Source organism: Aeromicrobium sp. CTD01-1L150, from assembly GCF_041951745.1.
Classification (GTDB): domain Bacteria; phylum Actinomycetota; class Actinomycetes; order Propionibacteriales; family Nocardioidaceae; genus Aeromicrobium.
In genome coordinates this window covers 1,085,353-1,101,374 of the sequence record NZ_CP169555.1, presented here as the reverse complement: position 1 = coordinate 1,101,374, position 16,022 = coordinate 1,085,353, and the positions used below count along the sequence as shown (strand labels likewise).

16 protein-coding genes are annotated in these 16,022 nt (G+C 70.0%); 3 read left to right on the top strand and 13 right to left on the bottom strand.

Annotated features, from left to right (window positions below; translation table 11 throughout):
• Nucleotides 1-5: 5 nt before the first annotated feature.
• The 4 genes from ACEVFP_RS05435 to mshB are packed head-to-tail and all read right to left on the bottom strand — an operon-like array spanning nt 6 to nt 3,844.
• Complete coding sequence (locus tag ACEVFP_RS05435; RefSeq protein ID WP_375002582.1) at nt 6-2,033, bottom strand: VanW family protein; 2,028 nt, start codon at nt 2,031-2,033, stop codon at nt 6-8.
• Entirely contained in the window at nt 2,030-2,563 is a 534-nt protein-coding gene (locus ACEVFP_RS05430; RefSeq protein WP_375002581.1) for a flavin reductase family protein, read from the bottom strand. Before ACEVFP_RS05430 ends, ACEVFP_RS05435 begins: the two co-directional genes overlap by 4 nt.
• Entirely contained in the window at nt 2,560-2,934 is a 375-nt protein-coding gene (locus tag ACEVFP_RS05425) for a hypothetical protein (protein WP_375002580.1), read from the bottom strand. Before ACEVFP_RS05425 ends, ACEVFP_RS05430 begins: the two co-directional genes overlap by 4 nt.
• A gap of 1 nt (nt 2,935) precedes the next feature.
• Nucleotides 2,936-3,844 (bottom strand): N-acetyl-1-D-myo-inositol-2-amino-2-deoxy-alpha-D-glucopyranoside deacetylase, encoded by a 909-nt coding sequence (gene mshB / locus ACEVFP_RS05420; RefSeq protein ID WP_375002579.1) that lies wholly within the window; start codon nt 3,842-3,844, stop codon nt 2,936-2,938.
• Nucleotides 3,845-4,013: 169 nt separating this feature from the next.
• On the opposite strand from mshB, the gene ACEVFP_RS05415 reads away from it, so the two are divergent.
• Entirely contained in the window at nt 4,014-6,260 is a 2,247-nt protein-coding gene (locus tag ACEVFP_RS05415) for a prolyl oligopeptidase family serine peptidase (protein ID WP_375002577.1), read from the top strand.
• A 54-nt stretch (nt 6,261-6,314) separates the two neighbouring features.
• Here ACEVFP_RS05415 and ACEVFP_RS05410 read toward each other — a convergent pair whose 3' ends face one another.
• The 3 genes from ACEVFP_RS05410 to ACEVFP_RS05400 are packed head-to-tail and all read right to left on the bottom strand — an operon-like array spanning nt 6,315 to nt 8,943.
• On the bottom strand, nt 6,315-6,623 hold the full coding sequence (locus ACEVFP_RS05410) for a hypothetical protein (protein WP_375002576.1): 309 nt from the start codon (nt 6,621-6,623) through the stop codon (nt 6,315-6,317).
• On the bottom strand, nt 6,620-8,458 hold the full coding sequence (locus tag ACEVFP_RS05405) for a PH domain-containing protein (RefSeq protein ID WP_375002575.1): 1,839 nt from the start codon (nt 8,456-8,458) through the stop codon (nt 6,620-6,622). The genes ACEVFP_RS05410 and ACEVFP_RS05405 overlap by 4 nt, the downstream gene beginning before the upstream one ends.
• Nucleotides 8,455-8,943, bottom strand: coding sequence for a PH domain-containing protein (locus ACEVFP_RS05400; protein ID WP_375002574.1), 489 nt, complete (start codon nt 8,941-8,943; stop codon nt 8,455-8,457). The genes ACEVFP_RS05405 and ACEVFP_RS05400 overlap by 4 nt, the downstream gene beginning before the upstream one ends.
• 289 nt (nt 8,944-9,232) lie before the next feature.
• Here ACEVFP_RS05400 and ACEVFP_RS05395 point away from each other — a divergent pair, with 289 nt between their 5' ends.
• A complete protein-coding gene (locus tag ACEVFP_RS05395) occupies nt 9,233-10,867 on the top strand; it encodes an ABC-F family ATP-binding cassette domain-containing protein (protein ID WP_375002572.1) in 1,635 nt (544 codons plus the stop codon).
• Here ACEVFP_RS05395 and ACEVFP_RS05390 read toward each other — a convergent pair.
• The 3 genes from ACEVFP_RS05390 to ACEVFP_RS05380 form a co-directional block, all read right to left on the bottom strand.
• Nucleotides 10,815-11,699, bottom strand: a complete 885-nt coding sequence (locus ACEVFP_RS05390) for a bile acid:sodium symporter family protein (protein ID WP_375002571.1) — start codon at nt 11,697-11,699, stop codon at nt 10,815-10,817. The genes ACEVFP_RS05395 and ACEVFP_RS05390 overlap by 53 nt on opposite strands.
• Before the next feature lie 25 nt (nt 11,700-11,724).
• A complete protein-coding gene (locus ACEVFP_RS05385) occupies nt 11,725-12,144 on the bottom strand; it encodes a cupin domain-containing protein (protein WP_375002570.1) in 420 nt (139 codons plus the stop codon).
• 79 nt (nt 12,145-12,223) lie between these two features.
• Nucleotides 12,224-12,976, bottom strand: a complete 753-nt coding sequence (locus ACEVFP_RS05380) for a phosphotransferase (RefSeq protein ID WP_375002568.1) — start codon at nt 12,974-12,976, stop codon at nt 12,224-12,226.
• Nucleotides 12,977-13,162: 186 nt separating this feature from the next.
• Between ACEVFP_RS05380 and ACEVFP_RS05375 the strand changes: the two genes are divergently transcribed.
• On the top strand, nt 13,163-14,398 hold the full coding sequence (locus tag ACEVFP_RS05375; RefSeq protein WP_375002566.1) for a YibE/F family protein: 1,236 nt from the start codon (nt 13,163-13,165) through the stop codon (nt 14,396-14,398).
• Nucleotides 14,399-14,440: 42 nt separating this feature from the next.
• Here the strand turns inward: ACEVFP_RS05375 and rnhA are convergent, their stop codons facing one another.
• Genes rnhA through ACEVFP_RS05360 form a run of 3 tightly spaced genes read right to left on the bottom strand, consistent with a single transcriptional unit; the run spans nt 14,441 to nt 15,933 of the window.
• Nucleotides 14,441-14,899, bottom strand: a complete 459-nt coding sequence (gene rnhA, locus ACEVFP_RS05370) for a ribonuclease HI (protein WP_375003767.1) — start codon at nt 14,897-14,899, stop codon at nt 14,441-14,443.
• Nucleotides 14,900-14,931: 32 nt separating this feature from the next.
• Nucleotides 14,932-15,429 carry an NUDIX domain-containing protein gene (locus ACEVFP_RS05365; protein WP_375002564.1) on the bottom strand — a complete coding sequence of 166 codons (498 nt, stop codon included), beginning with the start codon at nt 15,427-15,429 and terminating at the stop codon, nt 14,932-14,934.
• Between the two features lie 21 nt (nt 15,430-15,450).
• Nucleotides 15,451-15,933, bottom strand: coding sequence for a hypothetical protein (locus ACEVFP_RS05360; protein WP_375002563.1), 483 nt, complete (start codon nt 15,931-15,933; stop codon nt 15,451-15,453).
• Between the last annotated feature and the right edge of the window lie 89 nt (nt 15,934-16,022).

The window sequence follows — 16,022 nt, the reverse complement described above, 5'->3', positions numbered from 1 at the left end:
CAAGCTCAGTCGTCGTCATCGTCATCGTCGTCGTCCGATCCGGGACGCGGGCCGCAGATGACCCGGTCGGCCGCCTGGTAGTTGGCTGTCACCGTCTCGGACTTGACCGTCTCCCCGTTCTGCTTGAACGTGCGGTAGATGTCGATGTCGAAGCCCGCGATGGGCGCCTGCGGGGTGCACCCGTTGGACTCGTCGTAGCGGGTGCCCGGTGAGCGGTGGTTGCGGCGTTGCGACTTGCCGGCCTCGATGTCCCACACCTTGGTACTCCACATCGACACACGCATGGTCCCCCGGTTGCCCGGGGTGCTCTTGTCGACGGAGGCCTTGATGAGGACGCCGTAGTCGGTGGAGTTCTTGAACCTCAGGTCCAGCGAGCCGTAGTACACGGTGGCCTCCCGGCCCACCGGGTAACGGTCGATGTAGAAGGCGTGCGGGTGGTGCTCGACGTCGTCGAGTCCGGCGAAGAACGCCGCGTTGTAGGTGGTGGTGACCACCTGTGAGACGCCGCCGCCGAGCTCGTCCTGGAACCGGCCGGCGTTGATCACCGAGCCGGTGGTGAATCCGTTGGCTTCGGTGCGCTCCCCCAGGGTGTCGTTGAAGCTGAACGTCTCACCCGGCTTCAGCAGGTAGCCGTCGAGCAGCTCGGCTGCACGGCCCTGGTTGATGTTGCGGTACTCCGCGTGGGGGTAGTAGGTCTCGAACTCGCTGACCTTCTCCTTGACTCCCAGCTTCTTGGCGTCCTCGGTGGTGAACTCCGGCTCGACGACCGTCGCCTCGATCTGCACCACACGGGCGTCGCCGGTCTCGGTGAGCACGGGCACGAGCTTCTCGGCCATCTCCTCGGGCTGCAGGCCGACGCCCTCCTTGCCGGGGGTGATCTTGGGCTTGCCGTCGACGATGTCGATCGTGGCGTCGACCGCCTTCTCGCCGATGCCGGTCGTGGAGTCGCTCAACGGCTGGGCAAGCTCCTCGGCGTCGATCTGCGGGGTCATGGCGCCGTCGCGGACCGCCACGGTGAGAGCCGGAGCGTAGGCCGAGACAGGTAGATCGACCTCGTCCTCGTCGCCCACCTCGATCACGACGGGGCCGCTGACCGCCGGCTCGGCGATGGTGGTCATCGCATCGGCCAGACCCGCCTCGTCAACCTCCGGCTGGACGACGTCCGTGGGCACCGGGGCCGGCTCGGTCTGGACGAGGTAGGCCTCACGGATCGTGCGTGCGGCGTTCTCGGCGTTGACCTCATACCCCTGCTCGGGCTGACGTGCCTTGGGCTTGGCGTCGGGGAACGTGATGAGCGGCTCGGTGACGTCCACGTTGACGGCCTCGCCGATGCGTTCGATGGTGCTCTCCAGGTCGGCGCTGTTGACGTCCAGAGCCGGGGCGTACTCGTGGTCACCGAAGAACAGCGACAGCATGGCGCGCGGGTCCCACGAGCGCTTCCCACCAGCCTCTTCGATCGTGCGCTCGAGATTGAACTCCAGCCCGGCGTCCGCGGCCTTGAGCTCGAACTCCTGGGTGTCCCCGTCATGGGTGTGGACGAGCTGGATGGGGTCGTCGACGCGCGGCGTCAGCTCAGCGTCGACGACCTCCGTGGCGTCATCAGGTGACATGCCGCCCACGTCGACACCACCGATGGTGGCGTTGGCGGGCATGCGGGTGCCCGTCAGGGCGAAACCGATGAGGTAGAGGGCCCCCAGGACCAGCGCCGCACCGAGCAGGACCTTGCGTCCCCAGCGGCGCTTGGCAGGAGGCTGCTCCTCAACCTCTGACGACGCAGCCTGCGACGAGTCAGCCTCCGTCGATCCGGCGTCGCCGTCCTCGTCGGCGAGGAGACCGGGCTGCAGAGGTGCAGCCACGGTGCCGTCGTCAGCGGCGTCCGCAGTGCCGTCCTCGGGGGTGGCGTCCGGGGCGTCGCTCGAGCCGTCGTCAGGCGTCTCGCCCTCGGCGTCGAGCTCCCACTCCGGCCCCAGGTCGTCGTCGCTGACGCCGTCGTGGGGATCTGCGGGACCATCGAGGCGCTGATCGTCGCTCATGCTCCACCCTCGTAGATCGTCTTCTCACTCTCCCCCGACCGCACGATCGTGCCGTAGTGCGAGCGGTAGTACAACAAGGGAGCATCCTCCTGGTCCCGAACCGCGGCGGCCGTCACCTCGCCGATGAGGATCGTGTGGTCGCCCGCGTCGACGGCCTGCGTCGTGGTGCACTCCAGCCAGGCCAGGGACTCATCAAGCAGCGCGACGCCATTGCCTGCCCGGTGGTGCGGCACGTCGTCGAGCTGACCCTCCAGCGGCCGGCCGCGGCGCGCCAGCCAGGCCGAGGCCTTGCGCCCGCTCTCGGCGAGGATGGAGACGCCCCAGTGACCGGACTCCAGCACAGCGTCGTTGAACCGACTGGTGTGGTGTGAGCAGACCAGGACGAGCGGCGGGTCCAGGGACACCGACGTGAAGGCGCTCGCCGTCATGGCATGGTCGAGACCGTCGACGATGGTCGTCACGACGGTCACTCCACTGGCGAAGTGGCCCAACGCCTGGCGGAACGCAGCGTCGTCGGTCTCATGTCTCACCGTTCCAGACTAGTTGGCCCCTGGTCGGTCCTGCGCACTCCTCCCACCGGATGCAGCACGACGACGCCGGCGACGAGCGCCAGTCCGGCGCCCATGAACGTCCAGCCGACGGCGTCCCCGGCCACGAGCAGGCTCCCGGGGCGGACGGACTGCTGCAGCAGGACCATCAACGTCCACCCCAGACCGAACCATGCCGCACCGACCCTGACCAGCGTGGAGCTCCCCCAGGCAACGGCCGCCGTCGTCCACAGCGCCAGGAACAGTCCCCACGGCACGCCGAACCCGCTCACCTCTGCGTCGTGCCGGTGCACCAGGGCCCCTGCGAACCCGGTGACCAGCCCCAGCAGCACGAGGGCGAGGCGCGCCAGCACGTCAGTCGAGCCCGGCGAAGAGATCGTCCTCGACGTCGGAGCCTTCTGCTGGTGCCGCCACGCCCTTGACCAGGCGGTAGAACTCCGTGCCCCACGTACGCTGGGCGATGTCGTTGGAGAGCGCGAAGAACGGCCCGTCGACGGCGATCTGCGTGGCGTGGGCGCGCATCGCGTCGAGCTTGGCGTCCACCCAGCCCGAACCGTCGACCACGGCGTCGAGGTCGGCGTCCTCGATCGCGAACGCCGGCAGGTTGTCGGGGTCGATGCCGTCCATGAAGCTCAGGTCGCCGGCCTCACGGATCTCCTTGATGCCTTGACGCATCGCTGAGGCGGACATGGCCGTCCAGTAGATCTTGGCGATCTCCCAGGCCTCGCCGAGGTCGTGCCGGTAGGAACGCGCGGCGGCCAGCGTCGCAGCGTAGTGGGCGACGCGATGGGCCTGCACATGGTCCGGATGGCCGTAGTTGCCGAAGTCGTCGTAGGTGACGAGAACCTGGGGACGCACCTCGCGAATCACGGCGACGAGATGGTTGGCGGCCTCGGTGAGGTCGGCGTGCCAGAAGGCGTCGTCGCTGGTCTCGTCAGCGGCGGTGGCATGACCGGTCTCGTCCCACTGCATCCCGGAGTCGCGGTAGTGGCCCTCGCCACCGAGGAAGCGGTAGTCGGTGACGCCGAGGAGCCGCATCGCCTCGGCGAGCTCGGTGGCCCTGTGGGCGCCGAGTCCGTCCTCTCGATCTGCCGCGAGGTGCTCGAGCTCGGGGACGAGGATCTCGCCCAGCTCACCGAGGGTGCAGGTGACGAGGGTGACGTGAGCACCCTCCTGCGCATACCTCGCCATGGTGGCGCCGTTGTTGATGGTCTCGTCGTCGGGATGGGCGTGGACGAACAGGATTCGCCGATCAGGCAGCATGTCCGGAGCGTAGCGGAGGAGGTCGAGTGTCCCCGCGAGGGACGAGCGGGTGGGGGCACCTCCCTGCACGGAGCGCAGCGTGGGGGTACCTCCCGCGAGCGCAGCGAGTGGGGGCGTGCTTGGGGGGACGTACCGAGACCTGGAAGCCTACTGATGGTTGGATCGGCACATGACCTCCTACCCGCGGCTGGCCGCCAGGACGGCCCGCTTCACGCTCGGCATCCCTCGCGGCATCAGCGTCTCCCCCGATGGTCGCTCGGTCCGTTACCTGCGCACCCCGGACGGGGTCACGCGCACCGGTCAGCTGTGGGAGCACGACGTGGCCAGCGGGACCGATCGGGTCCTCGTCGATCCTGACGCTCTGCTGGGTGAGGAGGGCGAGCAGCTCTCGGCTGAGGAGCGGTCCCGTCGCGAGCGGTCCCGCGAGGGCGGTGCCGGGATCGTCGACTACAGCGTGGATGCGGCGGGCCGGTTCGCGACGTTCGCGCTGTCGGGGCGCGCGTGGATCGTCGACCTGGTCGGCGGCGACGTCGCTGCCCTGCCCAGCACGGGGGACGTGGTCGATCCGCGGATCGATCCCACCGGGCGTCGCGTCGCCTACGCGGCCGCAGGAGCACTTCGGGTCGTCGACGTCGCCGGGAACCCCGGCGAGGGTGCCGGGCCACAGGCGGCAAACAGCCCCGGCGAGGGTGCCGGACCACAGGCGGCAAACAGCCCCGGCGGGGGTGCCGGGCCGTGGGCGGCAAACAGCACTGACAGGGCGTTGGTGGAGCCGGAGTCCGAGACCCAGGTGTGGGGGCTGGCTGACTTCATCGCCGCAGAGGAGCTGTCGCGCCACCGCGGTTTCTGGTGGTCGCCGGACGGCGAGTCGCTGTTGGTGGAGGTGTACGACGAGGCGCCGGTGCAGACGTGGTTCGTGAGCGATCCGGAGCATCCGGAGCGTCAGCCGGTCGCCCAGCGCTACCCGGCGGCCGGCACACCGAACGCTGAGGTGCGACTGTGGCACCTCGGGCTGGACGGCACCCGGGCCGAGGTGACGTGGGATCGTGAGCGCTTCGAGTACCTCGCGAGCGTCTCGTGGACCGAGCACGGCGTCCCGGTGGTGCAGGTGATGAGCCGCGACCAGCGATCGGCCCAGGTGCTGGCCGTTGACGTCGGCGACGGGAGCACCGCGGTGCTGCGGGAGCTGAGCGACCAGGCGTGGGTGGAGGTGACGAGCGCTCCGCGGTTCGGCCCGGGCGGGTATCTCGTCGGGGTGGAGGACCGCGACGGCGTGCGTCGGCTCGTGGTCGACGGTGAGCCGGTCGGCGAGGCCACGTGGCAGGTGCGCGGGATCGTGAGCGTGCACGCTGATGCCGTCGTGGTGACGGCGAGCGACGAGCCCACCGAGGTTCACGTGGTCCGCATCGGCCTGGACGGCAGCACTGAGCCCGTCACCTCCAGCGCGGCGGTGCACTCAGCGGTCACCGGCGGGGGTGCCGGGCCACGGGCGGCAGACAGCCCCGCCGGGGGTGCCGGGCCACGGGCGGCAGACGGTCTCACCACGGTCATCTCCCGTGCGGGCCTGGACGTCGTCGGCACGACCATCACCGTCCACCATGACGGCGGTTCCCGCCCAGTCACCGTGGCCGCCGAGCCGGCGCCGTTCGAGCCGGCCGTCACGCTGCTGCACGCGGGCCCGCACGCTCTGCGCACCGCGGTCCTGTTCCCTCGAGACCACGTTCCGGGGGCGCGACGGCTGCCGGTGCTCATGGATCCCTACGGCGGTCCGCACGCTCAGCGGGTGCTCGCCAACGCACGCATGTTCCTGGAGCCGCAGTGGTTGGCAGACCAGGGATTCTGCGTGATCGTGGCCGACGGCCGCGGCACGCCAGGACGCGGGGCCGCGTGGGAGCGGGAGGTCTTGGACTCGCTGGCCGAGGTGACGCTGGCCGACCAGGTCGACGCCCTGGAGGCCGTGGCGGCGCAGTTCCCCGACGACGTCGATGTCTCACGCGTCGGTATCACCGGCTGGTCCTATGGCGGTTACCTCTCCGCACTGGCCGTCCTCGCTCGTCCCGACGTGTTCCATGCAGCCGTCGCCGGCGCTCCTGTGACGGAGTGGCGGCTGTACGACACCGCTTACACCGAGCGGTACCTCGGGGACCCGACGCTCCGTCCGGAGGTCTACGACCGCAACTCGCTGCTGCCGCTGGCCAAGGACCTGCAGCGTCCCCTCATGCTGGTGCACGGCCTCGCCGACGACAACGTCGTGGCAGCCCACACGTTGCAGCTCTCCTCCGCGCTGCTGGCCGCGGGACGTCCGCACACCGTCCTGCCGCTCTCGGGAGTCACTCACATGACGACCGCCGAGGTCGTCGCGGAGAACCTCAAGCTCCTGCAGGTCGACTTCCTGAAGACTCACCTGCACGCCTGACCGGTCGGTCCCGCTCCGCCCGGTGCGAACCATCACCCGACAACAGGTCCGGCCTCACACGTCGGTGCGCTTGAACCGTTGGGGACCATCCGGGAGGTCGGGCGGGTCGTCGACGTCAGGACGACGTTCGTCACCGGCCAACCAGCCACCGTAGACGTCGACCATCGCCTCGACGCCGTCGTCGAACGGTTCGGCGATGACGACGAGGGAGCGGTCCTCGGAGTCGTCCTCGCCGGCGAACTCCTCGCGCCGGACCTGCACGGCGTAGCCTTCGGCCTCCAGCGCCTTGACGAGCTCGGTGGGATCGTCGTCGGGGTCGAACCAGATCGTGCTCGGGTCGCTCACTCGGTCACGCTCGTTCATGACTCGACGATATCGCTGCCCCGCGGGGCGTCGGAACCCTCGACGTAGGGGTCGAGCAGACCGGGTGCCGCCTGCGTGGCGAACTCCACCGCATCGGCCGCGTCCAGGTCCGTCGCTGCATAGGCGCCCCATCCGGCGGCGGTCGCGAGCATCACGGTGCGCAGGCCGAGACGACGCTGCAGTACCGACTCGCGCACGATGATCGTGCTGACCGCCTTGCGTTGCAGGATGGCGGTGCGGCGGGACACCAGGCCCGACCGGACGACGGCGTAGGTCCCGACGACGGCGTACCCGAGGGCCCGATAGGCCACCACGGCGGCACCGAGGGCGATCGGCCACAGCCCCAGTGCGGTCCAGAGCGTCCACCCGGGCAGGCTGGTGAGCACGACGACGTAGGCGAGCGTGGCCAGAGCGACCGCGACGGCGACCGTCGCCCACACCAGCCGCCGGCGCAGCGCCCGAGCGGGCTGCCGGTGCACCGCGGCCGCGACGGGGTCCGGATCGGTCTGCAACACCCTGGAGGCGACGTCTCGCGCGACCGAACGCGGGGTCCGCGGAAGGATCGACGCCGGCTGGTTGGGCGACCAGATCGACAGGCCGGTGGTGATGACCTCGGTGTCCGTCAGTCGCATCCACCGCCACAGCACGGGTTCGCTGATCATGACGCCGCGCAGGCGTCGGTCGTCACGGTTGACCTCTCGGGTGCGGAACAGCCCGTGGCGGGTCCGTAGCTGGGTGCTCATCTCCGGCGCGCCATCGGCCACCGGCCCGGCACCCCCGCCGGCGCTCTCTGCCGCCCGAGGCCCGGCACCCCCGGCGGCGCTCTCTGCCGCCCGAGGCCCGGCACCCCCGGCGGTGCTCTCTGCCGCCCGTGGCCCGGCACCCCCGCCGGGTACCCGAGCCAGCTCGAAGTTCCAGTACGCGGTCACGTAGTTCACGCCCAGGCCGAGGACACCGACCGCCGCGAGCAGCACGACGAGCAGTCCGATGCGCGCCACCCAGTCCAGCGACCCCCACCCCAGGAGGTCGCCCGCCCACCCGAAGGCATTGACACCGAACGCACTGAGGAAGGCTCCACCGCCTCCGACCAGACCGGCTGCCATGAGGAAGGCCCAGACCCCGACGACGTTGTACACGATCCACCACAGCTGGAACCTGGCGAAGACGCTGTCCTCAGGACGGTCCCGTGCCTCCTCGGCCGCCACATCGTGGCCGAGAAGACGGTCACGCAGCATCACGGCGTCGGCTCTCACGATGGCATCGAGGGCGAGCGCGGACTCCGAGGCGGCCGACTGCTGCCCCGCGCCAACCAGGACGACCCGCAGCCCTGCGACGCGGTGACGCAGCCGAGCGTCGGTGTCGACGCTGCGGATCCGCTCCCGCCGGATCGAGCGGTAGCGCCGCACGAACAGCCCGGTGGAACGCTCCAGGTGCTCCTCGGTGAGCCGGTACCGGGTGGTCACCCAGCGCAGGGCGTCGTGCCCAGCGCCGACGGCACCGATGACGGCCAGACCCAGCAACGGACCACCGGTGCCCCACGTGAGGCGGACGTCGAGCAGTCCGAAGGCGATGAGCGACGGCGCGATCGAGAGCAGCGTCCGGACGACGTCGACGACGATCATCCGGCCGCTGAGCCGATGCCAGGGGGCATCCGCGTCCAGCGGCGCGTCCCGCTCCTCGACCAGGCCCACGTCCCTCGGGCCGGTCTCTTCTGTGCTGGTCGCTTCTGTGCTGGCTTCGTCTGGGCCGTTCTCTCGCGGGCCGCTCTCTCCCGGGAACGGACCGTCGTCGGCCGCGACGACAGCGGGGACGCCGGCATCCTCGTGCTGGGTCACGTCGCGTCCCCGGGGATCTGCTCGGTCACGGCGGTGAGCCGCTCGGCCAGCTCAGCGGCCAGCTCGTGGTCGAGACCGACGATCGCCACCGCGCCGGAGGAGGAGGCGGTGGTCACCTTGAGCGTCGCCAGACCCATGAGCTGCTCGAGCGGGCCGCGCACCGCATCGACGGTCTGGACCCGCGACAGCGGCGCCACCCGCCACTCCCGCACGTACCAGCCGGTCAGCGCGTACACGGCGTCGTCCGTGGACTCCCACCGGTGGACGGCGTACCGCCAACCCGGTGCCACGGCCGCCTGCAGCACCAGGGCGATCGCGGCGACGCCGAGCGGTGGCAACAGCCACATGCGTGCGGCGTCCCACAGCACAGCTGTCACGGCCAGGACGACGACGAGGGCGCCGTAGGTGAGCAGCGCACGCAGCACCCACCACCAGACTGCGCGCCGCTCGATCCGGTGGCGTGGCGGTCTCAACGTCTGCATCATGGGCCCGACCCTAGGAAGAACTCGGTGGACGGCACATCGTCCGCACGGCTAGTCTTGGGTGGGTCAACATTCCCCGTCCGAAGGTGTCCAGAGCCGTGAAGAGCTGAGGTCCGAGACCTGTGCGACCATCGTCGCGCCAATCCCGACACTGTCTCGTCGACCTCGCCCACGGCCCCGTCCCTCAGGTGCCCAGCACCCCACGGTGACGCCCGGCCCTGGCTCGGCATCTCCCGGCGAGACTCGCGCAGCGTCTCCACGCGTCCATCCCTGCGACCCTCGTGGAGCTGACATGCCTGCTGCCATCACCCTCAACCACCTCACCCAGTCCTGGCCCGACGGTGAGAGCGTGCTGTCCGACGTCACCCTCGGGTTCGGACCCGGCCGTCACGGACTCATCGGCTCCAACGGAAGCGGGAAGTCGACGTTGCTTCGCCTGTTCACCGGCGACCTCGAGCCGACGTCCGGGACGGTCGACGTCGCCGGCCGGCTGGCCTACCTGCCGCAGGACACTGGCTCGACCTCGCCGCCCACGGCCCGGCACCCCGGCCTCGGCCCAGGCCCTGAGCGCACGGCCTCCGACGCGCTCGGCGTCACCGACCGGCGCAGAGCCCTGCACGCGATCGAGTCCGGCGACGCCGACACCCACTGGTTCGACGTCCTCGGCGACGAGTGGGACATCGAGGAACGCTCACACGCGGTGCTCGGCCGCCTCGGGCTGGGCCATCTCGGCCCCGAAGCGCTCGATCGTGACCTCACGACGCTGTCCGGCGGCGAGGTCAGTCTGCTGGCTCTCGGTGCCCGTCTCCTGATGCGGCCGGACGTCCTGCTCCTCGACGAGCCCACCAACAACCTCGATCGACGAGCCCGTTCGGTCGTGCTCGACGTCATGGACACCTTCAACGGCTGCCTCGTGGTGGCCAGCCACGACCGGGAGCTGCTGGAGCACGTGGACGACGTGACCGAGGTTCGCGCCGGTGGACTGCGGACGTTCCATGGACCCTTCAGCCACTACGAGCGGACGATCTCAGCGGAGCAGGAGGCGGCCGCGAGGGCGGTCCGCGACGCCAAGGCCGATCTGCGCAAGCAGCGGCGTGAGCTCGAGGACACCCAGGTCAAGCTGGCCCGTCGGGCCCGGACCGCTGCCAAGGCCGAGCACGAGAAGCGGGTGCCCAAGATCGTCGCTCACGGGCGGCGGCAGCAGGCCGAGGTCTCCGCAGGCCGCCTGCGGGGCGAGCACGAGCAGATCGTGGCGCAGGCCCGTGAACGGGTGGACGATGCCACCGACCGGGTCCGCGACGATCGGGAGATCCGCCTGGACCTCCCGGGGACGAGAGTGCCGGCTGGACGGGACGTGGCCGTGGCGAGTGCTCTGGTGCTCGCGCACGTCGGCGAGTCCGTGGACCTGCACCTGCGTGGGCCGGAACGGGTGGCGCTCGTCGGCGACAACGGCACCGGCAAGTCGACACTGCTGCGCACGCTCGTCGGAGAGGTGGAGCCCCTCTCCGGCTCGATGTCCATGCCGGTGCCGGTGGCGTACCTGCCCCAGTCAGGGACTCTGCTCGAGGACTCGCTGTCGGTGCTGGACAACGTCGCGCGCAGGGCGCCCCAGGCCGAACCACAGCAGGTGCGGGACCAGCTGGCTCGTCTGCTGTTCCGCGGCCGTTCCGCAGAACAGCTGGCCGAGACCTTGTCCGGGGGTGAACGGCTGCGTGCCACCTTGGCCTGCCTGCTGCTCGCTGATCCAGCACCGCAGCTGCTCCTGCTGGACGAGCCGACCAACAACCTCGACCTGACCAGCGTCGGCCATCTGGTGCAGGCTCTGCGCTCCTACGAGGGCGCGGTGCTCGTGGTGAGCCACGACGAGGCCTTCCTCACGGAGCTGGAGCTGGACCGGTGGCTCGATCTCGGACGACGAAACGCGTGAGCACGATGCCCCACCCGGCAGCGAGGAAGAACATGATGAGCCCGTAGACGGCGGCTGGGATGGAGATTTGCGTGCTGCCGAGGATCTCGACGGCCACGTAGATCGCCAGCGTCGCGTTGTGGACCCCGATCTCGAACGAGGAGGCCACCGCCTGCCGGTCGGTGACGCCCAGCCACCGGGGGACGAAGAAGCCGACCGTGAGGCTGGCCACGCAGAACGCCGTCGCCGCGACCCCGACCTGTGCCAGATAGGTGCCGACGTTCTCGCGCTGGTCGATGAGGATCGCGAGCACGAGGACGGCGAGGATCACGGCCGAGGCGATGCGCACCGGCTTGTCCATGGCATCGGCGAACGCCCGCCGCTTGTTGCGGACCAGCATGCCCAGGAGCACGGGACCGAGCACCACCACGAACACCTCGACCACCTTGCGGAACTGCAGGGAGACCGAGTCGTCGAGGTCGAACCAGCCGATCGCGAGGTTCGTGATGATCGGCAGGGTGACGATCGCGATGATCGAGTTGATGGCCGTCAGGGAGACGTTGAGTGCGACGTCGCCCCGGAACAGGTGACTGAACAGGTTGGCGCTCGTCCCACCGGGCGATGCGGCCAGCAGCAGCATCCCCACGGCCAGCAGTGGCGGCAGATCCAGAGCCAGCACGATGGCGAAGCACACGGCCGGCAGGATCAGGACCTGGCAGACGAGCGCCACCACGACGGCCTTGGGGTGCCGGCCGACGCGGCGGAAGTCCTCGACGGTCAGCGACAGGCCGAGACCGAACATGATGATGCCCAGGGCGACGGGCAGGCCCACCGTGCTGAGTGCGGAGTCCATGGCCGCACTCTACGTGTGGCGCAGGTCACTCTGAAGCGGGCGAGAGCTCGAAGTCGTCGAAGTCGAAGCCCGGCGAGACCAGGCAGCTGACCAGCGCGTCGGCGTCGGTCGGGACGGTGCGCTGCCAGTGCCCGGCCGGCACGAGGACCTGAGGCCGGGCCGAACCGACGACGTGGGTCGCCTCGAGCGCCGGGGTGCTCTGCTGTCCACCGAGCTCGATCGTCACCTGCCCGGTGTGGGCGAGCCAGAGCTCGTCGGAGGACACCCGGTGCCACGCAGACGACTCCCCGGCCGGCAGCAGGAAGTAGATGAGGGTCGCGGTAGGACGGATCCGTCCGTCGGGCAGCGTGACCTCGACGGGCGACGCCCAGGTCTGACGGAACCAGCCGCCCTCGGGATGGGGCGTGAGGTCGAATGCCTCGGCGAGCCGCGGGCGCTCAGTCACAGCGCCACCTCCGTGACGAAAGACAGAGAACACGAACGCGGCACCGTGACGACTCGGTGGTGCCCTCGCTGGCGCTCACTCACAGGTGTGCCTCGATCTGCGGGATGCGCTCACCGAAGGCGGCGACGCGGTCGCGGGTGCGTTGGGGCTCCCCCACGGACCGGAGGTTGGCGATACCGGCGTCGCCCCGCGCGATGCCCGCCTCGATCCGGTCCGCTGCGGCGGACATTCGGGTCACGACCGCCTCGAGCACGGTCATGGGCCCCCACTCCGCGTACGCGTCCACCAGCAGATCGAGCCGACGCGCCGTCTCGGCAGCACCGATGTCTCGGTAGAGCGGGATCGCCGTCCAGGCGAGGAAGGCCAGGTCCTCGATCGGCTGCCCGGGACCGGCCATGTCCCAGTCGATCATCGCGACGAAGTGACCGCTCTGGATGATCCAGTTGTAGGCGCCGGGGTCGTGGTGGCAGATGATCTCATCGGCCTCCAGGGCTCGTGCGCCACCGCGCCACGGCAGCTCGCCCTCGGGGCGAAAGTCCTGGGCGATGTCGTGGAACTCCCGCAGCCACGTCACCGCCTCCACCAGCACGGTGTCGAGCACGACCTCGCGGTCCACCGGAACGCCACGGCCCTCCACGTAGGACAGGACCTCGCGGCCCTCCTCGTCGAGACCGTGGACCGTCGGCACCCCGTGCAGCCCGGCCTGCGTCAGGTGGGTCAGGAGCTCGTGCACGTGCGGGGTCCAGGGTCCGGTGGGACGTCGCACCGTCCGACCGATGCGGGTGGCGCCGCCCACGGCACCGGGAAGCTGTTCGACGTCGTCCTCACTCATCGTTCACTCGCTGGTCGTTCACTCGCTGGCGCTCGCTCATGCCCCCATGCTGGCACGAGGCCGCCGACGCTCCCGCGGTCGATTCCCGTGCCGTCCGGGCCGGGCCAGCCCTCGATGCGGGCCTGACCTGCGTTGTCGCGGGCACGTCTGCGCCACACCGGCCGCCCTGCATGCCACGCTTGACCCGTGGCCCACGGACATTCACACGCTGTCGGTGATCTGGACGGACCTCCGCGCAAGCGGCTCGGCGTCGTGCTCGCAATCATCGTCAGCGTCATCACGTTGATCTCGCTCGCCGCCATGGTGTCGCTGTGGCCGGACGCCGGCGACATCCCTCGCGACCGCAACCCGATCTCGGGCGAGGGTGTCTCCACGGTCTCCGCCGAGGTGACCTCCGTGGAGGAGTTCGACTGCGGCTCCGGCGGAGAGGGACCGGACCAGCTGCCGACGGTCGACGGGAACTGCGCCGCAGTCGTCGCCGACACCGACGAGGGGCCGGCGGAGTTCACGCTCGACTCCGCCCGCACCCAGGCCGGCATCTCCGAGGGCGACGGGATCGAGCTCATCCGGATCCAGCCGGAGGGCCAGGAGGTCTCCTATGAGTTCCTGGACTTCGAGCGTGGCGTGCCTCTGCTGGCGCTGACGGCGTTGTTCGCGGCCCTTGCGATCGTCGTCGCCCGTTGGCGGGGTCTGTTCGCCCTGCTGGGCGTCGGCATCACCTTGTTCGCGCTCATGAAGTTCGTGCTGCCGGCGATCCTCGCCGGCGAGCCGCCCCTGGCCGTCGCGGTCGTCGGCTCGACACTCATCATGATCATGCTGCTCTACCTCGCACACGGGGTCAGCATCCGCACGACGGCGGCCCTGTTCGGCACGTTGTTCGGGATCGCGTTCACCGCGGGCGTCGGTGTCTGGGCCACGGGTTGGGCGAGCCTGACGGGTATCGGAGCCGAGGACGATCGGACGCTGGTGGCCACGGTGCCGGACCTGAACATGAGTTCCGTCGTGGCCGCGACGATGGTGATCGCCGGCCTTGGTGTGCTCAACGACGTCACCGTGACACAGGCCAGCGCGGTGTGGGAGATGCGTGCCCTGCGCCCCACGGCCCGCGCCGCCGAGCTCTTTGCCTCCGCGATGCGCATCGGCCGTGACCACATCGCCTCCAGCGTCTACACGCTGGTCTTTGCCTATGCGGGAGCGTCGATGACCATCCTGCTGCTGATCACCGCCTACCAGCGCGACCTCTCGCAGATGGCCGCCACGGAGGAGATCGGCCAGGAGATCGTCCGCACCCTGGTGGGCATGATCGGGTTCGTACTGGCCGTGCCGATGACGACCTTGTGTGCCGTCGCCCTCGCTCCCCCGGCCGAGGATGAGGACGAGGCGGGCGGCTCCCACCGCCGGCGGTTCACCCCCGCCAGCTGAGCAACCGGGCGTGGACAACCCGGCCCGGATGCCCCGTCAGGGTCAACGCTGCACGCCGACCGCTTCCTCCAGCCCTCGTGTGGCGAGCTCGTCGGCCCGCTCGTTGTCGGCGACGCCGGAGTGACCCTTCACCCAGAACCACTGCACCTCGTGCCGGTCGCACGCGGCCTTGAGCCGCTGCCACAGGTCGACGTTCTTGACGGGCTGCTTGGACGCGGTACGCCAGCCGTTGCGTTCCCACCCGGCGATCCACTGAGTGATGCCGCCGCGCACGTAGGTGCTGTCAGTGTGCAGGTGGACCTGCGAGGGCCGCGACAGGAGCTCCAGCGCCTGGATGGGAGCCATGAGCTCCATCCGGTTGTTGGTGGTGGACGACGACTCCCCACCCCACAACTCACGCACGTGGTCGCCGTACCGCAGCACGGCACCCCAGCCCCCTGGGCCTGGGTTGGGACGGCAGCCACCGTCAGTGTGGATGATCACGACGGCGTCGGCCGGCACATCGCTCACGGGCTCATCATTGACTGCATCACTCACTGGGACATGTTCGCACTGCCGGGTGTGGCTCGGCCGAACCGTGCCCCGACCTCGTCGGCGAGCGCGGCATCGATCCGCGCGAGCATGTCGCCGCTCATCTGCGGCAGGTCGTCGCGTCGGAACCATCGCGCGTCAGTGTTCTCGCCGTCGGCCGGGTGAGGTTCCCCGGAGACCCAGCTCAGGCGGAAGACGATGTCGACGTACTGGGTGCGGTCCCCGTTGGCGTAGGTGATCGGGGCGGTGACGTGCACGAGGGCGAGTCGTGCCGGCTCGGCCACGACGTCGGCCTCCTCGATCGTCTCGCGGACAGCGGCGTCCGCTGGCTCCTCGCCGGGCTCGACGATCCCGCAGACGGGAGTCCATGCCGCGTTGTCGGCGCGGCGCACCAGCAGCAGCTGGTCCCCTCGGGTCACGACCGCGGTGGTGCCGCACAGCCACAACGGGTCCGTGCCGATCTTCTCGCGCAGGGAAAGGATGAACGCCGGTGTGCCCATCGCTCCATGATGCCGGTCGCGTCAGTCGGACTCCCACGGCCACTCGCGCGAGACGAACGCCTCTCGCACGTCCTCGCGCTTGGCCTCCAGCTTCTGATCGAACAGCACGCGACCTTGGGCACCGTCGATCGTGACCTTCTTGCCGTCACGATGGATACCGACCACCTGGTCGCGGCGTAGGGTGCGTCGGTCCTCACCGTGCACGACGACGATGTCGAGATGCCCGACCTCCAGACGGTACTCGTCCCAGATGGTCAGCACCGCGAGCACCAGTCCGATGATCAGGCCCACGCCGATGCGGACCAGCGGAGCCCACCACTGGTCGAAGCCCACCATCCAGTCCGCGACCCCCTTGAAGGGGATGAACGGGATGCTTCCGAGCGAGTCCAGGAGCCAGGGCAGGGCCCCGATCAGCAGGGCCCCGCCCCCGCCGAGGATGCCGAACGTCCAGACCTTGTCGGCCCGGGACGTGCCCAGGACGTCACGCCCTTCACGACTCTCCATGGCACCGACGGTAACGATCCTGGACCCCGCCGACATCGGCCGGGTGGCAAATCCGGGACCGGCCGAAAGTCAGGGACGGGCGCATCCCG